This window comes from Ruminiclostridium josui JCM 17888, from assembly GCF_000526495.1.
Lineage (GTDB): Bacteria > Bacillota > Clostridia > Acetivibrionales > DSM-1351 > Ruminiclostridium > Ruminiclostridium josui.
In genome coordinates this window covers 1,157,067-1,173,574 of sequence record NZ_JAGE01000001.1, presented here as the reverse complement: position 1 = coordinate 1,173,574, position 16,508 = coordinate 1,157,067, and the positions used below count along the sequence as shown (strand labels likewise).

The window sequence follows — 16,508 nt, the reverse complement described above, 5'->3', positions numbered from 1 at the left end:
ACTATTATGGGAAGTTTTGATGATCTTTTCCATTATGGAAATGAACAGCCTGTATCCCGGAATAGCAAGTCCTTTGACAAAGAAGCATGGAAAAAACAGAAACAGGAACAGCGGGAAATGGTATATTCCATGATCGAAAATACAGCGGAAGATGTGGCACGGGATGGTGTGAAATTTCAAAGCTACCTGGATGTGCAAAGCCGTTTTGACCACTATAGCGTGGCTAACACTCTTTTAATTCTTTCACAAAAGCCTGATGCTACCCGCATTGCGGATTTTGACACATGGAAGGAACAAGGTGCTTACATTCGCAAGAAGGAAACCGGTTTTTACATTTTAGAGCCCGGTGATGAATATCGGCGTGACGATGGTACTGTCGGTATCAGCTATAACCTGAAGAAGATGTTTGACATTTCACAGACTGGAAACAGCCGCAAACGGGAAACATCTACCTATCCCGACGACCGCACCCGCATCAAGGCGTTAATGGATCATGCACCTGTGCCCATTTGTATCAGTGATACACTACCGGAAGGTACAAATGCCCTGTACCAGCCGGATACACGTGAAATCCAGATCAGAAAAGGCATGGATGCGGGCAGTATTTTCCGAGCCCTTTCCCAGGAACTTGCTCATGCAGAAATGGATACCGGTGATGGCAGGTACCGACGTTCAGATCACACCTTCCACGCTTATTGCGTTTCCTATATACTCTGCAAACAATACGGAGTGGATACGAGCGGTTACAGCTTTGATCGTACTCCCCAGGTGCTGGAGGGAATGAGTGCGAAAGAAATTCGAGCCGAGCTCTCGGCAATAAGGGAAACTGCAGGAGATTTCTGGCAGGATGAAACGGATGATTGCGCAGTATCGGCAGCAAAAACGGCAGGAGCCGGAACATTAGGAGGAATAGCCTATGAAAGAAGAAAGGGTGCTTACCCTTGATAATTATGAGTATGGCGTCGTGGTAAACGCTTTAAATGAGCTTAGAAATGACCTTATTAAAGATGATAAACCCACTGATGCCGTAGATGAACTGCTATTAAAAACTATTGACGCCCCGACAAAAAAACAGAAACGCAGGAGTTATAATGAGGCGCGATGAAACCGCAAGGAGCAACCTGATACTCTTTGTGGTTTTTTTAATTCCAGTCGTATGGGCGGCATTATTAACCGCCCCTTCTCTTTCAGGAGGACTTCCCGAAATCCTTACCAATCTTACGTCGGCAATGAACAATCCATTTCATATCCAATGGGTAGAAGATACACCAAGGTGCATCCTGCTGTTTATCACTGCTTATGGTATGGGCATTGGGATTTATATGTCTACCAAACGTAATTACCGGCGGAGAGAGGAACACGGCAGTGCGCGTTGGGGCGGCGCTGCAGCTGTCAATAAAAAATACCGGGATAAAGTACCACATAAGAATAAAATCCTGACAAGGAATGTCAGCATAGGACTTGACGGAAGAAAACACAGGCGCAACTTAAATGTTATGGTGGTGGGAGGCTCCGGCTCAGGTAAGACCCGATTTTATGCTAAACCTAACGTCATGCAGGCCAATACCTCTTTTGTCATCCTTGACCCAAAGGGTGAAATCCTGAGGGATACAGGGAACCTGTTAAAAGCAAATGGCTACGAAATAAAGGTGCTGGATTTAATCAATATGAATCTGTCCCACTGTTACAATCCTTTTGAATATCTCAAAGATGACAAGGATGTATTAAAGCTTGTAACAAATTTAATCAGAAACACTACACCAAAAGGCAGCAACACCAACGACCCCTTTTGGGAGCGTTCCGAAACTGCACTACTTGAAGCGCTTATCCTCTATCTTCTTTATGAAGCTCCTAAAGATGAACAGAATTTCCCCATGGTCATGGAAATGATTGCTGCCGCTGAAGTTCGGGAGGATGACGAAACTTATCAAAGCCCACTTGACGAACTGTTTGAGCGATTGGAAATGCGGGAACCGGAGCAGCTGGCTGTCAAACAGTACAACATTTTTAAACTTGCCGCAGGCAAAACCGCCAAATCCATTCTAATCGGTTTGGGTGTCCGCTTAGAAAAGTTTAACCTGACTACACTTGCAGGAATCACAACAGTGGACGAAATGGAGCTCTCATCTATCGGAGAGAAAAAGACGGCACTCTTCGCTGTAATACCCGATAACGACAGCAGTTTCAACTTTATAGTCGGTATGCTCTATACTCAGCTTTTTCAAAGCCTTATGTACATAGCTGATTATAAACATGGAGGGCGGTTGCCTGTCCACGTCCATTTTGTTATGGATGAGTTTGCGAATGTTGCCTTACCGGATGAATTTGATAAGTTGCTGTCTACTATGCGATCAAGGGAAATATCGGTATCCATCATACTGCAAAACCTGGCACAGCTAAAAGCCTTGTTCAAGGATACCTGGGAATCCATTGTGGGCAACTGTGACGAGTTTTTGTATCTGGGCGGTAACGAGCAATCCACTCACAAGTATGTGTCTGAGTTTTTGGGTAAAGAAACCATTGACACCAATACCTACGGGATGAGCAAAGGCAGAAACGGAAGCTACTCTACCAATTACCAGCTGTCGGGAAGAGAGCTTCTGACTCCCGATGAAGTACGGATGTTGGATAATCGTTACTCCCTTTTGTTCATTCGGGGTGAGCGGGCAGTAATGGATGAAAAATACGACATTTTAAAGCACCCAAATTTAAAGCTGACAGTTGACGGCGGCAGTGAACCCTATCGGCATGGTAATACTGAAAACGCTCTGGACTGGAAAGCTGTGACATTAAACGAGGAAAGTGATTACGAGCTTCTCTCTGAGGAAGAACTCGAAATAGTTATTCAATCTTAGAATACAAATCAGGAGGTATGATTTTATATGAAAATTTTAATGAAAACCAAAAAGTCAATTGCGATTTACTGTGTATTAGTACTGATGATTACTTTCTTTGCCGTTCCTGTCTATGCTGCAAATGATCCTCTAACCGTTGTTAACAATTTATCGGATTTTATATTTGGACTGATCCGTGCTATCGGATTGATCCTGCTTGGCTTTGGCATTGTGCAGATCGGTCTTTCTCTGAAATCTCACGACCCTTCCCAGAGAGCTAACGGATTTCTTACTCTTGCAGGCGGAGTAATTATTACCTTTGCGAAAGAAATCCTATCTCTCATTACAGGCTGATGAAGCACCTCAGATTTAAGGGGAACAGGCTGCCAACAGTCTGTTCCCCGATACTTTTCAAGGAGGTGAATATATTGTGTCCAGTGGAAATTGGGTAATTGATAATTTAAATAACGCACTTCAAACATGGAATGATAAGATGTCTGAGATCTGGCTACTCGTAACTCAATCTCCTATAGAATTTAAAGGTGGCGGTATCTGGAATGTTATTGTGAATATCCACGGAGCACTGCAGGCTACCGGCTTTGCCTTACTGGTACTGTTTTTTGTGATTGGTGTGGTTAAGACATGCGGCAGCTTTGCGGAGGTAAAAAAGCCGGAACATGCATTAAAGCTGTTTATACGATTTGCCCTGGCCAAAGGAGTTGTAACCTACGGACTGGAACTGATGATGGCGCTGTTCAACATTGTGCAGGGAATTATCTCTACCATAATAAACAGCTCAGGATTGGGTTCAGCCACACAAACTGTTCTGCCAAATACAATCGTTCAGGCTATTGAAGATTGTGGTTTTTTCGCAAGCATACCACTGTGGGCAGTGACACTCATCGGTGGATTGTTCATAACAGTGCTCTCCTTCATTATGATCCTGTCGGTGTACGGCAGGTTCTTTAAACTGTATTTATACACTGCTATTGCTCCTGTTCCTCTGGCCTCTTTTGCAGGAGAGCCAAGCCAGAGTATAGGTAAAGCCTTCCTGAAAGGATATGCTGCTGTATGTCTGGAAGGAGCTATCATTATCCTTGCATGTGTCATATTTTCTGTTTTCGCATCATCTCCGCTGGTGGTGGATACAAGTGTCAGCGCTGTAACGATGGTATGGTCTTATATAGGAGAACTTATTTTTAATATGCTGGTACTAGTGGGAGCTGTAAAAATGGCAGACCGTGTTGTGCGGGAGATGATGGGATTGTAAGGAATACCGGGTATTACAGTCAGGTAACCTTATAAATCCTTGAATTGAACACCATCCCCATAAACAATAGGCTGACCTGTTCTTGGATCCAGCAAATCCCCATGCTCGTTAAACTGAATTTTGTCAAGAGGTACACCCATCTCTCTTGCCCTTTGGATTTGCCATGCAACATCATCTTCAAAGTATTTTTCGTCACGTCTGCGCTGTATCACCTTTATAAGCGATATAATCCAGCTAATAACTGTCAGACCAAGCAAAGAGAAAAGAATGATGAATGCTAAAGTTTCATTTTCTCCTGCCCACTTGTTTAGCACAGTACTGAACAGCAGCAAGCAAAGAAAGGGAACTGCCAGCCGGGTTTTTCCGGCCACTTTAAATATAAAAGAGAGAATAAACAATCCTATCGTAAGGCAAAGGGAAATAACCGCCGCGATTGGCATAATGAAATCTCCTTTCCATGCAATCTGTATATTTACATTATCACATATGGAAGAAATAAATGGAAGGATGCGAACAATTTTAGGTTATTTTACCTCTTGTTCTAAATTAGTAAACAGATCGCTATCAAAAAAATCCCTTATACTTTACCAAGCCCGTCACACAATTTTTTTATAGTAGCAATTCCCGCATTATATGTCGTACCCTTTACAATATCATTTACAGTAGATTGTGTAACACCTGAAATATTGCTAAGAGCGTTAATGGTTAAATTCCTTTCCATGCACAACTCTTCAATTCGTTTAATAACTGCTTGAGAAATATTCATTTTATCACCTCATAAACGTTATTCCGTTAATCAGAGCATATCAGTTTACAATTTATATGTTTAACGGAATACCGTTGAAATAGTCATAAAGGTGACTTATACTACCGGTATACCGTTAATAGGGTTAATAACATGTAAAAAACAAAGGAGGGCCAATAGTGGCAAAAACGAGATATGATAAAGAGCTGGAAAGAGAAAAGGAAAAACTGAATAAGCTTTTGGATGAAGCTTTCAATAAAGGTACTCCCTTTACAGAAGATGATGCGGTTATGGAGCAGAATCGCATAGTTGATACATTGGTAGTCAAGATACAAAAGGGGAAAGGAAAGCAAAATAAGAATCAGATGGAACGTTGAAGTAAACGACACAATAGCGCTTCTTAAAGAGGCGTTATTTTTCATTTGGAGGTGATTGAATTTGGAAGTAAAAATCAATCGGGAGATCCGGGATTATACTGAAAGCCTGTTTTTTGGACTGTCCATGCGGCAGTTCATTTTTTCTGTCCTGGCTGTTGGTGTGGCCATTGGCATATATTTCGGCTTACAGGGATTACTGGGCACGGAGACTGTGAGCTGGATGTGTGTTTTAGGAGCATTCCCCTTTGCAGCTCTGGGATTTATAAAATACCACGGCATGACAGCAGAGCAGTTTTTATGGGCATACATCAAATCTGAGTTTCTCATGCCCAAAAAGCTGACCTTTTACCCTGTGAATGTGTATTACGAGGCGTTGAAACAGACTATTGAGAAGCATGAAAAGGAGGAATTGAGACGTCATGATTAAAACCCTACAAAAAATCATGAAACAGGATAAAGAAAAGTTTATCGTCCCCAAAGGTGTTCAGCAGGCAATTCCCATTCGAACCATATGGCCGGACGGAATTTTCCGGGTGGGCAACAAGTTTTCCAAAACCTTTCGTTTCGAGGATATCAATTATGCGGTAGCCTCCAAAGAGGATAAGGAAGCGATGTTCCTGTGCTATTCTGAGTTACTCAACTCCTTTGACAGCGGGGCGACTACCAAAATCACCATTAATAACCGACGCTTGAATAAAGCAGACTTTGAAAGCTCTATTCTAATCCCCCTAAAAGGTGACAGGCTGGACGAATATCGCAGGGAATATAACCAGATGCTTTTGGATAAAGCAACAGGTGCCAATAGCATTGTGCAGGACAAATATGTTACCGTGTCTGTAATGAAGAAGAATATTGAGGAAGCGCGGAATTACTTTTCCCGTATAGGAACAGACCTCATCACCCATTTCTCCCGCCTTGGATCAAAGTGTGTGGAACTGGATGCTACCGACCGCCTTAGAATCCTGCACGATTTTTTTCGTTCCGGTGAGGAAACGGATTTCTATTTTAACCTGTCTGAATCAATGAAAAAGGGTCATGATTTTAAGGACTATATCTGTCCCGATACTTTTGAGTTTGAGAAAGACCACTTCCGGATGGGAAACAAATACGGCCGTGTCATCTTTCTGCGTGAGTTTGCAAGCTATATAAAAGACAGCATGGTGTCCGAGCTATGTGATTTAAACCGGAATATGATGTTATCACTTGATATTATCCCTATTCCAACCGATGAGGCTGTTCGGGAGGTGGAAAGCCGTCTTCTGGGTGTGGAAACTAACATTACCAACTGGCAGAGAAGACAGAATCAAAGCAACAACTTTTCAGCAGTTGTACCCTATGATATGGAGCAGCAGCGCAAGGAAAGCAAGGAATTTCTCGACGATCTGACCACCCGTGACCAGCGGATGATGTTTGCAGTCCTGACAATGGTGCATATTGCGGACAGCAAAGAGCAACTTGACAGCGATACGGAAACCTTGTTTACTACAGCACGGAAACATCTGTGCCAATTCTCTACACTGACATTCCAGCAGATGGATGGTTTAAATACGGTATTGCCTTATGGCTTGCGAAAAATTGATGCAATCCGGACGCTGACTACCGAAAGCACGGCGGTGTTTATTCCCTTCCGGGCGCAGGAAATCTCCCACCATGGTGGCATTTATTACGGTCAGAACGTTATCAGCAAGAACATGATCATTGCCAACAGGAAACACCTGCTCAATGGGAACTCTTTTCTTTTAGGCGTTTCCGGCTCCGGTAAGAGTTTTACCGCTAAGAGGGAAATTGTTAACCAGATACTGTCCAGTGATGACGACATTATCCTGATTGATCCGGAAAGGGAGTATTCCTCCCTTGTAAAAGCAATGGGCGGTGAGATTATCCATATATCAGCAACTTCTCCCAATCACATCAATGCAATGGATATGAACAAGGACTATGGAGATGGGGCAAATCCTGTCATCCTGAAATCTGAATTTGTCCTGTCCCTGTGTGAGCAGCTTATCGGAGGCCATAACCTGGGAGCAAAGCAGAAGTCTCTGATTGACCGCTGTACTGCCAGCGTGTATAGGAAATATCTTCAAAGCAACTATAATGGAAATCCTCCAACTCTGCAGGATTTTCATGCAGAACTTTTGAGACAGGAAGAACCGGAAGCTCAGGAAATCGGACTTGCCATCGAGCTATTTACCAGCGGCAGCCTGAACACTTTTGCAAAACCAACCAATGTAGATGTAAACAACCGTCTGATCTGTTACGATATCCTTGATCTTGGTAAGCAACTCCTCCCTATTGGGATGCTGGTAGTGCTAGACAGTATTTTTAATCGCATCACGCAAAACCGTGCGAAAGGTAAAAACATCTTTATTATCATTGATGAAATATACCTACTTTTCCAGCATGAGTATAGCGCCAATTTCCTGTTTACTCTTTGGAAACGTGTTCGAAAGTACGGTGCTTTTTGTACCGGTATCACACAAAATGTTGATGATCTTCTGCAAAGCCATACCGCTCGTACCATGCTGGCTAATTCCGAATTCATAGTCATGCTTAATCAGGCAAGTACAGACGGCATAGAGCTTGCGAAGCTCCTAAACATTTCAGATCTTCAGCTTTCCTACATCACCAACGTGGATGCCGGTAACGGACTTATCAAGGTGGGTAGCTCTCTTGTTCCCTTTACCGACCAGTTTCCGAGAAACACTAAGCTCTACCGCCTGATGACCACAAAGCCTGGCGAGCAGGCGTAAATTTCAAAAGGAATAAATCCAAGGAGGGAAATTTAGTGGAGAGTATCCAATTTGCTAGTAAGGAACATGAGACTTTTTATTACAACATGATCAAAGTGGCACGCAACAACGATGTATTCCGCAAAGCGTTTTTCTATACAGTAGGGATTAGTGCAGAAACTAGAAACCATATTACCGCTCTCTTTGACTTTGAGGAGAGCCTTATAAAGCCGGAGGGACTTTCGGCTCCATGGCAGACCGGAAGTACAAAGCGTTTATGCCGGCTTGCATTTAACCTGTGGAACGGATGGACGGAGGAAGGTAAAGAACAATATTCTGCACCGTATTACTTATTTGACTGTAGTTTTGCTCCATACTTTTTCGAAGCAATCAGACTTCGGTATCCTGAGTATTGCAGGAGTTTGGAGCGTTCTGTATTGGGCCCTGCCGGGAAAGAACGATAATACTTGCAATATAAATCGAATGCTAACCATGGGAGGGGGTGTGTGTATTGAAGGAGATCAAAACAAAACAGACCAGGAAGTATATTAAGGTACTAGACAAGACAATGGATGTAACCAGGAGAGCAAAGAATTCTTATATTCGCACCAAAGAGCGGTCTGAACAGCTTGTGCAAAATGATGACAGTAACTATGTGGATTATGCCGAAAACATTGTCAGTGACGGTGCGAAAAACATCACCCGTAAAGGTGAATATATAGCGAAAATATACGGCAAGAAAGTAATAGAAAAAATCAAAAACCGTAAGGCGCAGGATAATGATTCCACTTGGTCTGATACCCATAATACCGATAATGTTTACCAGTCGTCACAGAGCGAAGCAAAGGAATTAGTTCAAAGAAATGCTGCCCGAACAGAAGCACATCAAACCACGCAACAAAATTACGCTCCGGCTAAAGTTAAGGATGCAGCAAAGCAGAAAAACACTCAATTTATATCGAACAAGGCTAATAAACAAAATTCTTCTCAAATGAGGTTAAAAGAAATTGCAAACAGAAAATTTACTCTATCAAAACCAGATGAAGCAAGAAAACGCTGGTTTGTTCAAAGCAGAGTGAATCCACAATTAACTAAGTCCAGTTCAATCCCGGAGGCAAGAAGAACTTTCCGGACGCAGGCAAGACAAACGTCCGGGTATATAACTACACACTCCCCTCAACATCCAGTACCCAGACCGACTGGAAACGCTTTAAGACGAAATACATACTTTTATAGTAAAACTGGCCACACCGTTAAGCAATCTGCTAAAACCAGCATTAAGACAATAAAGGAAGGCTCTAAAGGTACAGTCAAGACAGTAAAAAAATCGGTTATAACTGCTAAACGTACTGCTAAAACCGCCATTAAAACATCACAGGCAGCAGCAAAAGCCGCAGTTAAAACTGCACAGGCTACCCAGAGGGCGGTACAGGCGGCAAGGGCAGCAGCTAGAGCTGCAGCTTTTACGGCAAAGATGACGGTAAAAGCAATGATAGCTGCCATTAAAGCAATTATTTTAGCTGTAAAAGGAACGATTGCTCTCATTGCTGCAGGTGGATGGGTAGTGCTCGTTATTGTTCTTGTTATATGTCTTGCAGGGTTTTTATTAGGATCGGTTTTCGGAGTATTCTTCTCCAATGAAAGCCCAGGTGATAACATGCCGACCATGACAGAGGTAGTACAACAGCTTAATGAGGAATATTATTCAAGAATCGAACAAATACAGGCTGAAAACCCTCATGATACGCTTGAGTTGTCCTCCAATAGCGGGAGCAGTACTACCGTTAACAACTGGAGAGAAATATTGCCTGTTTATGCTGTCAAGACTGCTGCTGATCCCGATAATGGTATGGATGTCGCCACTCTTGATGATACAAAGGTAGGCATCTTGCGCAGTATCTTCTGGGATATGAACCAAATTAACTATTGGATAGAAACGATTGAGCATGAGGAGACCATTATAACCGAAGATGAGGACGGCAACGAGGTAGAAGAGACTATTACCACTACGGAAACAATCCTGCATATAGAATTAGCCTCAAAAACCCATGTTGATATGATTGCCGAATACCACTTCAATTCTGAACAGATTGAACTGTTAAATGAGTTAATGGAGGATGAATATCAGCAGTTATTTATGCAGCTTATTGAAGGTTAAGCATATGTAGCCTTATACAAGTTCCGGTTTCCATAGGGAGAACACCAAAAAGGAATATGTAATTCGTAAAACTAAGTTAAATGAAAGGCGGGATAACTCCATGAATTTAAAAGAAACAAGGAATACGGAATATTCAAAGTGTGTGAATATACTGGCTAAACTAATTGACCTGGACGATAACACAAACGAAAAAATCTACAAATGCTTTCAGTGCATGGGGATAAAAAACTTTTTTATAAATCTGGAATCAATTGATTTACCTCTTGAGACTTGTGAAAAGTTGAAAAGTATAAAGTCCGTCATTGAGATGTTTGATGAAGAAGGGGGGCAAGCATAGCATGAAACAGGAAATGCAACACACCGAAAAATTCTTAAAAGGACTGACAAGCTTAACAGGACTCCCCTATAAAAAGCTTCAACAGTACGTGAAAACAAACAACCCTTTCAATATCCTGGAACATCCTCACATCATGGAGCCGAATGAAAAACAGCTGGAAAAAATCGGACTTCTCAATGAATTTATTGCATCTTATAATATTTTGAAAGTCTATGAGAAAGATGATAAGATTATACTCAATTCATCAACTGCATCAGGACAGTACTTTTTAGCCCTTTTAGGAGGGATGAAGGATAAAGAAAGGTTTATGGTTTCTTTTTTAGACAGCGGTAATAACATAATCGAAACCAAAATCATGTCTGAAGGGAGTATCGGACAGGCACCAGTTTATCCGCGAGAAATATTAAAATATGCTCTTGCCTGCGATTGTAACGCAATAATTTTAGCCCATAACCATCCCGGAGGCTCCCAAAATTTCTCTATGGAAGATAAAACATTGACACAGAGAATAGTTGATATTTTTCATCCGCTTGGGATTAAGGTTTTGGATCATATTATTGTTGCCGATACAATTTATACTTCTATGGCAGAGAAAGGAGAACTTCCCAAAGAGAGCAGAAGTATTGCAAATTATGGGGTGATTGAATTAGGTGCATCTACTGCAAAGGAAAAGCTGAATAGGGTTCAGCATACACACTCACGTTAGAACTGGATTTTAAAGATTAGATTTGTAATCTTAAAGGTGTTTTCAAGTACACCCAAAGTGTTTTAAAGCACATGCTTGTGAGAAAAAGTAAAGATAATAAATGTTTCTTTCATATGGGGCATATTGTGAGTTTAATTATTCTGCTGCAAAGGCGGATATAATTGGTGTGACAAAAGCACTCGCCAAGGAGCTTACACCTTCAAATATACAGGTAATTGCATAGCTCCTGGTATTACCTTGAACAAATCAAATCATCTATAACTGAAAGCAATTACAGAACTGGACAAAATTATCTTATAAAACATGAAATAATCCATTGAAATAATCTGAATAATGATATAATATATTAATAATTTAATATAAAATCAGGTGCTGGTTATGCATTACTAGAAAATGTGTGAATCAGTGAAAAGGGAAGACGGGTGAAAATCCCGCGCGGTCACGCCGCTGTAAAAGTGGAGTTCTCCATAGATACCACTGGGAAACTGGGAAGGTTTGGAGAATGATGATGCTTGAGCCAGAAGACCTGCCTGCATTTTTAACACCATTTACTCTACGAGCGATAGGGGGTGTTGTGTATGTCTGCACAGTATTATTCCGGGTATGCATGACCTCTTGACTATTTATGTTGAGAGGTTTTTTGTTTGTAAAATAATATTTGTATGAGGAGTGAGTATTATGTCCAAAAAATTACAATTGGCTTTGGGTCTTGGACTTATGGTAATACTGATGCCAACAATGGCTTCAGCTATGCATATCATGGAAGGATTCTTACCTCCGGTCTGGGCAATCTCATGGGGAGTATTGTGCGTACCATTTATAGTTATAGGACTATTTTCAATAAATAAAACTGTACGAGAAAATCCGCGATTAAAAATATATCTTGCAATGGCAGGTGCATTTGCATTTGTACTTTCCGCACTCAAAATACCTTCTGTTACAGGAAGCTGTTCACATCCAACAGGATTGGGATTGGGAACTATCCTTTTTGGCCCAACAGCTATGTCAGTACTGGGTCTGATAGTGCTTTTGTTTCAGGCTATACTTTTAGCTCATGGCGGACTAACAACGCTTGGCGCAAATACCTTTTCAATGGCAGTTGTAGGACCTATTGTTGCATTTGCAACGTACAAGCTGGTAAAGAAAGCGAAAGGACCTCAATGGCTGGCAGTGTTTTTAGCGGCAGCACTGGGTGATCTGTTGACGTATATGGTGACATCAGTGCAGCTTGCGCTAGCTTTTCCAGCTGAAGTAGGTGGTTTTGCTGCATCACTGGCTAAGTTTATGGGTATTTTTGCAGTGACACAGATTCCTCTTGCAATCAGTGAAGGTATACTTACAGTATTAATATTTAATGCCATAGCTGCTTATGGCAAAGATGAATTGAAGAGCTTAAATCTATTACAAAAGGGGGCTTAATCATGCAAACTGAAGCGACAAGGCAAACAAAAAAAAATAATCTTTCTGTTAACCTGCTGTTGATTCTTATTATTATAGCTTTAGCAATTATTCCGTTGTTTATTGCTAAAGATGCTGAGTTTGGTGGAGCAGATGGGCAAGCGGAGGAGGCAATAGCAGAAATAAATGCAGATTATGAACCTTGGTTCTCACCCATTTTTGAACCGAAAAGCGGAGAGATTGAGAGCTTGCTTTTTGCATTGCAAGCTGCTATCGGCGCCGGCATAATCGGGTATGGATTAGGTTATTTGAAAGGCCGCAGAAAGAAAGAAGATGAGAAGAGCGCATGATTTCTATAGATAAATATGCTTACAGCTCAAAGCTTAAACATACAGACCCCTTGCAAAAGGTTACATTTGCCTTGCTGACGCTGGCTGTATGTCTATGGGCAGATAACTTGATAATATCGGTTGCAGTGATTTTTATTATGGGGGGTATGACCGTCTCAAGAGGTGGGACTCCCCTCCGTTTTTTTATAAAACTACTGTTATTGCCTGTTTCTTTTTTGATAATAGGGGTGTCTACCGTTGCAGTGAATATATCCGAGCAACCAGAAAGCCTGCTGGCAGCAATTCCTGTTGCAGGAACATGGATAGGTGTCTCAAATGAAGGGCTGCAAGAGGCGATTAAGCTGTTTTTCAAAGCACTGGGAGCTGTCTCATGCCTTTATTTTCTGTCCCTTAGTACCCCTATGGTGGATTTGCTGGCGGCACTACGGAGACTTCGGATGCCAAAGCTTTTAGTGGAGCTTATGGGGCTTGTATACAGGTTTATATTTGTATTGCTGGAAACTGCAGATACCATCTATAATGCACAGAATTGCCGTATGGGCTATTCAAGCCTGACTGCCGGATATCGCTCTTTAGGCTCATTGATTTCCATGCTCTTCATAAAATCATACAAGCGTTCGGATGAACTATACACTGCACTGGAGGCAAGAGGATACGAGGGAGAGCTCAATGTACTTGAAGAAACCTATGAAAAGCATTGGAAAGGATATGTCCTGGCAGTAACCATCAACGTCATACTTGTTTTATCTTCAATAGCTTTAAAGCAAGTATAGGAGGAGTTATTCATGATAGAGAACATCCTGGAGGTAAAGGACCTTCATTACACATATACTGATGGAACACATGCTTTAAAGGGAGTGACACTTGATATAAAGCAAGGAATGACAACTGCCGTACTGGGTGGAAATGGAGCGGGAAAATCAACACTGTTTCTTTCTCTAAACGGAACACTCAAACCAACGGCCGGTAAGGTGCTGTTTAAGGGACTTCAGCTGGACTATTCCCGAAAGGGCCTTAGAGACCTTCGCAAATCTGTGGGTATTGTGTTTCAAGACCCGGATAGCCAGTTGTTTTCGGCAAGTGTACTTCAGGATATCTCCTTTGGTCCAATAAATATGAAGCTGCCTGAAGAAGAAGTCCGCAAGAGAGTAAATGCTGCAATGGACAGGATTGGTATATCACACCTTAAGGATAAGCCAACCCACTGTCTCAGTTTCGGACAGAAAAAGCGTGTAGCCATTGCCGGAGTACTGGCTATGGAGCCCGAAGTGCTGGTGCTTGATGAGCCTACGGCAGGACTTGATCCCATGGGAGTTAGTGAAATTATGAAACTGCTTCGGAAAATACAAAAGGATTTAGGATTATCTGTGGTTATTTCAACCCATGATATTGACATAGTACCGCTTTACTGTGATTATGCCTATGTGATGGATCAGGGCAGGATTGTGCTGGAAGGTACTCCTAAAGAAGTATTCGCTCATAGGGATGAAATAAGGAGTGTAAACTTAAGACTTCCACGAATCGGACATTTGATGGAGATACTAAAGGAAAAGGATGACTTTGAATTTTCGGAGAATGCCAATACCATATCCGAAGCGAGAAAAGCTCTTAATGACTGGAAGAAAAGAAAAACTACCTAAAAAGGAAATTGCGTTGATACAGTACTATATAATTTGCGCCAAGAAACCACTAATTTCAATGAGCAAAATATCGATGCTTCTACGGTTTTTGTGAAATTGAAATAGTGAGTTTCCCGCATAATTTATATAAAGGCATAAGTGTGGGTGGAATAATGAATGATTATATAATAAAGTCTGGTAAAAAGCTAAGAAAAGGGTTTACAACCGGAAGCTGTGCGGCAGCTGCCGCAAAAGCCTGCGCAATTATGCTCTTTGAAAAGATAGAGATTCCGGAGGTTTCTTTAACTTTTCCCGGAGGGGAAGAAATAATTCTTAAGCCGGAAGATATCATTCTCAATGAAGCTTCCGCAAGCTGTTGCATCATAAAGGATGCGGGGGATGACCCTGATGTAACAAACGGAATAAGGATCTATGCCAGGGTTGAAAAGGCAAAAGCCGGTATTTCCATTGACGGAGGGATAGGTGTCGGAAGAGTAACCTCTGCGGGTTTGCCCTGCAAAATAGGAGAGGCGGCTATCAATCCCGGACCAAGAAAGATGATTTTTAATGCGTTGGAAGAGGTTGCCCGTCTATACAAATACGATGGCGGATTTCATGTGGAAATATTTGTTCCCCAGGGAGTGGAAATTGCAAAGAAAACCTTCAATGAAAGGCTTGGGATTGTCGAAGGCATATCCATCCTGGGAACTACAGGCATTGTGGAGCCCATGAGTGAAGCTGCATTGATAGATACAATCAAGCTGGAAATGTCTATCAGAAAGCAAAACGGTCAAAACGTGCTATTCATTTCTCCCGGAAATTATGGAGTTGGTTATGCCAGAGAGCATTTGGGCATTGATGTTGACAGCGCTGTAAAAATTTCAAATTATATTGGTGAAGCTCTTGATTATGCGATATATTTGGGCTTTAAAAAAATCCTGCTTGTCGGACATATAGGGAAATTGGTCAAGTTAGCTGCCGGTGTTATGAATACACATTCGAAAATTGCTGACTGCAGAAATGAAATATTTGCCGCTCACAGTGCATTAGCCGGTGCAGGAAAAGAAACGGTCGAAAAAATCATGAATGCAAAAACAACAGATGAAATTCACAATATCCTGTTGCAGAACAATATATCCAAAATGGTGTATGAAAGCATATTGGGAAAAATAGTATATCATTTAAATTATCGTGTGATGAATAAGGCAAGGATTGAGGTTCTTGTATTTTCAAATGAAAATGGCGTGTTAATGCAGACAGATAATGTGTTGGACTTTATCAATGAGCTAAAGGAGGTTGGGCATTGAAAGGAACTTTATACGGAGTTGGTGTTGGACCGGGAGATAAGAAGCTTCTTACTCTATTGGCGGTTGAGACTTTACATAAGGCAGATATTATTGCAGTACCTGATACCGGAGGCGAGAAAACAGCTCTGAATATTGTGGGTGAGTATATCTCCGGCAAAAAGATAATGTACTGCAGTATGCCTATGACAAGGGATACAGCAATACTGCGGGAGAGTCATAAAGCTTGTGTAGAGCTGATTTGTGCAGAGCTCGAAAAAGGCTTGAACCTGGCATTTATAACGCTCGGTGATCCTACAATTTATTCTACATATATGTATGTGCACAGGTTGGTTGTTGAAAAAGGATATTCTGCTGAAATTGTTAACGGGATTTCCTCGTTTTGCGCGGCTGCTGCCAAACTGGGCATTTCATTGTGTAATGGGAAGGAAGCATTGCATATTGTTCCTGCATCCTATGAAGGTGCGGATGAACTCTTACGTTTGAACGGAAGCAAGGTGCTTATGAAAAGCGGAAAGGGTATTTTAAACATAAAGCAGAAGCTGGAGAAGCATAATTTGCTTGACAATTCCAAAATGGTAGAATGCTGCTTTATGGAAAATGAGAAAATATATAACAGTCTTAGGGACTTAAATGAAGATAGCAGTTATTTTTCGATTATTATAGTTAAAGGAGAATAAA

At 41.6% G+C, this 16,508-nt stretch carries 19 protein-coding genes, 1 pseudogene and 1 riboswitch; of the genes and pseudogenes, 18 read left to right on the top strand and 2 right to left on the bottom strand.

Annotated features, from left to right (window positions below; all coding sequences use genetic code 11):
• Positions 1–6: 6 nt before the first annotated feature.
• From K412_RS20510 to K412_RS0105420, 5 genes are all read left to right on the top strand, one after another.
• On the top strand, positions 7–945 hold the full coding sequence (locus K412_RS20510; protein WP_242835534.1) for an ArdC-like ssDNA-binding domain-containing protein: 939 nt from the start codon (positions 7–9) through the stop codon (positions 943–945).
• Positions 917–1,105, top strand: coding sequence for a hypothetical protein (locus K412_RS0105435; RefSeq protein WP_024832167.1), 189 nt, complete (start codon positions 917–919; stop codon positions 1,103–1,105). The genes K412_RS20510 and K412_RS0105435 overlap by 29 nt, the downstream gene beginning before the upstream one ends.
• Positions 1,092–2,855, top strand: a complete 1,764-nt coding sequence (locus tag K412_RS0105430; RefSeq protein WP_024832166.1) for a VirD4-like conjugal transfer protein, CD1115 family — start codon at positions 1,092–1,094, stop codon at positions 2,853–2,855. The genes K412_RS0105435 and K412_RS0105430 overlap by 14 nt, the downstream gene beginning before the upstream one ends.
• Before the next feature lie 27 nt (positions 2,856–2,882).
• Entirely contained in the window at positions 2,883–3,188 is a 306-nt protein-coding gene (locus K412_RS0105425; RefSeq protein WP_024832165.1) for a glutamyl-tRNA amidotransferase, read from the top strand.
• Between the two features lie 139 nt (positions 3,189–3,327).
• On the top strand, positions 3,328–4,104 hold the full coding sequence (locus K412_RS0105420; RefSeq protein WP_051461048.1) for a VirB6/TrbL-like conjugal transfer protein, CD1112 family: 777 nt from the start codon (positions 3,328–3,330) through the stop codon (positions 4,102–4,104).
• Positions 4,105–4,133: 29 nt separating this feature from the next.
• Here the strand turns inward: K412_RS0105420 and K412_RS0105415 are convergent, their stop codons facing one another.
• Together K412_RS0105415 and K412_RS20505 are read right to left on the bottom strand one after the other, a co-directional pair.
• On the bottom strand, positions 4,134–4,544 hold the full coding sequence (locus K412_RS0105415) for a hypothetical protein (RefSeq protein ID WP_024832163.1): 411 nt from the start codon (positions 4,542–4,544) through the stop codon (positions 4,134–4,136).
• 84 nt (positions 4,545–4,628) lie between these two features.
• Positions 4,629–4,870 (bottom strand): annotated as a pseudogene (locus tag K412_RS20505) (helix-turn-helix domain-containing protein).
• Positions 4,871–5,028: 158 nt separating this feature from the next.
• Here K412_RS20505 and K412_RS0105405 point away from each other — a divergent pair.
• From K412_RS0105405 to cobI, 13 genes are all read left to right on the top strand, one after another.
• On the top strand, positions 5,029–5,226 hold the full coding sequence (locus K412_RS0105405; RefSeq protein ID WP_024832162.1) for a hypothetical protein: 198 nt from the start codon (positions 5,029–5,031) through the stop codon (positions 5,224–5,226).
• A 61-nt stretch (positions 5,227–5,287) separates the two neighbouring features.
• Positions 5,288–5,653, top strand: a complete 366-nt coding sequence (locus tag K412_RS0105400) for a PrgI family protein (protein WP_024832161.1) — start codon at positions 5,288–5,290, stop codon at positions 5,651–5,653.
• Entirely contained in the window at positions 5,646–7,976 is a 2,331-nt protein-coding gene (locus K412_RS0105395) for a VirB4-like conjugal transfer ATPase, CD1110 family (protein WP_024832160.1), read from the top strand. Before K412_RS0105400 ends, K412_RS0105395 begins: the two co-directional genes overlap by 8 nt.
• Positions 7,977–8,011: 35 nt before the next feature.
• A complete protein-coding gene (locus K412_RS0105390) occupies positions 8,012–8,419 on the top strand; it encodes a DUF6075 family protein (RefSeq protein ID WP_024832159.1) in 408 nt (135 codons plus the stop codon).
• Between the two features lie 47 nt (positions 8,420–8,466).
• Entirely contained in the window at positions 8,467–10,113 is a 1,647-nt protein-coding gene (locus K412_RS0105385; protein ID WP_024832158.1) for a hypothetical protein, read from the top strand.
• Positions 10,114–10,213: 100 nt separating this feature from the next.
• Positions 10,214–10,450 (top strand): hypothetical protein, encoded by a 237-nt coding sequence (locus tag K412_RS0105380; protein WP_024832157.1) that lies wholly within the window; start codon positions 10,214–10,216, stop codon positions 10,448–10,450.
• 1 nt (position 10,451) lies between these two features.
• The gene (locus tag K412_RS0105375) at positions 10,452–11,156 is read left to right on the top strand and encodes a JAB domain-containing protein (RefSeq protein ID WP_024832156.1); all 705 of its coding nucleotides are present in this window, start codon (positions 10,452–10,454) and stop codon (positions 11,154–11,156) included.
• Positions 11,157–11,506: 350 nt separating this feature from the next.
• A riboswitch (cobalamin riboswitch) is annotated at positions 11,507–11,704 on the top strand.
• A 130-nt stretch (positions 11,705–11,834) separates the two neighbouring features.
• A complete protein-coding gene (locus K412_RS0105365; RefSeq protein ID WP_024832155.1) occupies positions 11,835–12,575 on the top strand; it encodes an energy-coupling factor ABC transporter permease in 741 nt (246 codons plus the stop codon).
• A gap of 2 nt (positions 12,576–12,577) precedes the next feature.
• Positions 12,578–12,904 (top strand): energy-coupling factor ABC transporter substrate-binding protein, encoded by a 327-nt coding sequence (locus K412_RS0105360; protein ID WP_024832154.1) that lies wholly within the window; start codon positions 12,578–12,580, stop codon positions 12,902–12,904.
• Complete coding sequence (gene cbiQ / locus K412_RS0105355; RefSeq protein WP_024832153.1) at positions 12,901–13,677, top strand: cobalt ECF transporter T component CbiQ; 777 nt, start codon at positions 12,901–12,903, stop codon at positions 13,675–13,677. Before K412_RS0105360 ends, cbiQ begins: the two co-directional genes overlap by 4 nt.
• 12 nt (positions 13,678–13,689) lie before the next feature.
• The gene (locus K412_RS0105350) at positions 13,690–14,544 is read left to right on the top strand and encodes an ATP-binding cassette domain-containing protein (RefSeq protein ID WP_014256594.1); all 855 of its coding nucleotides are present in this window, start codon (positions 13,690–13,692) and stop codon (positions 14,542–14,544) included.
• A 152-nt stretch (positions 14,545–14,696) separates the two neighbouring features.
• Positions 14,697–15,830: a cobalt-precorrin-5B (C(1))-methyltransferase CbiD gene (cbiD, locus tag K412_RS0105345; protein ID WP_014256593.1), complete on the top strand. Its 1,134-nt coding sequence runs from the start codon at positions 14,697–14,699 to the stop codon at positions 15,828–15,830.
• Positions 15,827–16,507 (top strand): precorrin-2 C(20)-methyltransferase, encoded by a 681-nt coding sequence (gene cobI / locus K412_RS0105340; protein WP_024832152.1) that lies wholly within the window; start codon positions 15,827–15,829, stop codon positions 16,505–16,507. Before cbiD ends, cobI begins: the two co-directional genes overlap by 4 nt.
• Position 16,508: the final 1 nt, after the last annotated feature.

Bases quoted from the DNA above. Each gene is read 5' to 3' on its own strand.
- K412_RS0105425 (WP_024832165.1), top strand. From the start codon at position 2,883: ATGAAAATTTTAATGAAAACCAAAAAGTCAATTGCGATTTACTGTGTA.
- cbiQ (WP_024832153.1), top strand. From the start codon at position 12,901: ATGATTTCTATAGATAAATATGCTTACAGCTCAAAGCTTAAACATACA.
- K412_RS0105430 (WP_024832166.1), top strand. From the start codon at position 1,092: ATGAGGCGCGATGAAACCGCAAGGAGCAACCTGATACTCTTTGTGGTT.
- K412_RS0105380 (WP_024832157.1), top strand. From the start codon at position 10,214: ATGAATTTAAAAGAAACAAGGAATACGGAATATTCAAAGTGTGTGAAT.
- K412_RS20510 (WP_242835534.1), top strand. From the start codon at position 7: ATGGGAAGTTTTGATGATCTTTTCCATTATGGAAATGAACAGCCTGTA.
- K412_RS0105395 (WP_024832160.1), top strand. From the start codon at position 5,646: ATGATTAAAACCCTACAAAAAATCATGAAACAGGATAAAGAAAAGTTT.
- K412_RS0105375 (WP_024832156.1), top strand. From the start codon at position 10,452: ATGAAACAGGAAATGCAACACACCGAAAAATTCTTAAAAGGACTGACA.
- K412_RS0105415 (WP_024832163.1), bottom strand. From the start codon at position 4,544: ATGCCAATCGCGGCGGTTATTTCCCTTTGCCTTACGATAGGATTGTTT.
- cbiD (WP_014256593.1), top strand. From the start codon at position 14,697: ATGAATGATTATATAATAAAGTCTGGTAAAAAGCTAAGAAAAGGGTTT.
- K412_RS0105360 (WP_024832154.1), top strand. From the start codon at position 12,578: ATGCAAACTGAAGCGACAAGGCAAACAAAAAAAAATAATCTTTCTGTT.
- K412_RS0105365 (WP_024832155.1), top strand. From the start codon at position 11,835: ATGTCCAAAAAATTACAATTGGCTTTGGGTCTTGGACTTATGGTAATA.
- K412_RS0105435 (WP_024832167.1), top strand. From the start codon at position 917: ATGAAAGAAGAAAGGGTGCTTACCCTTGATAATTATGAGTATGGCGTC.
- K412_RS0105350 (WP_014256594.1), top strand. From the start codon at position 13,690: ATGATAGAGAACATCCTGGAGGTAAAGGACCTTCATTACACATATACT.
- K412_RS0105420 (WP_051461048.1), top strand. From the start codon at position 3,328: ATGTCTGAGATCTGGCTACTCGTAACTCAATCTCCTATAGAATTTAAA.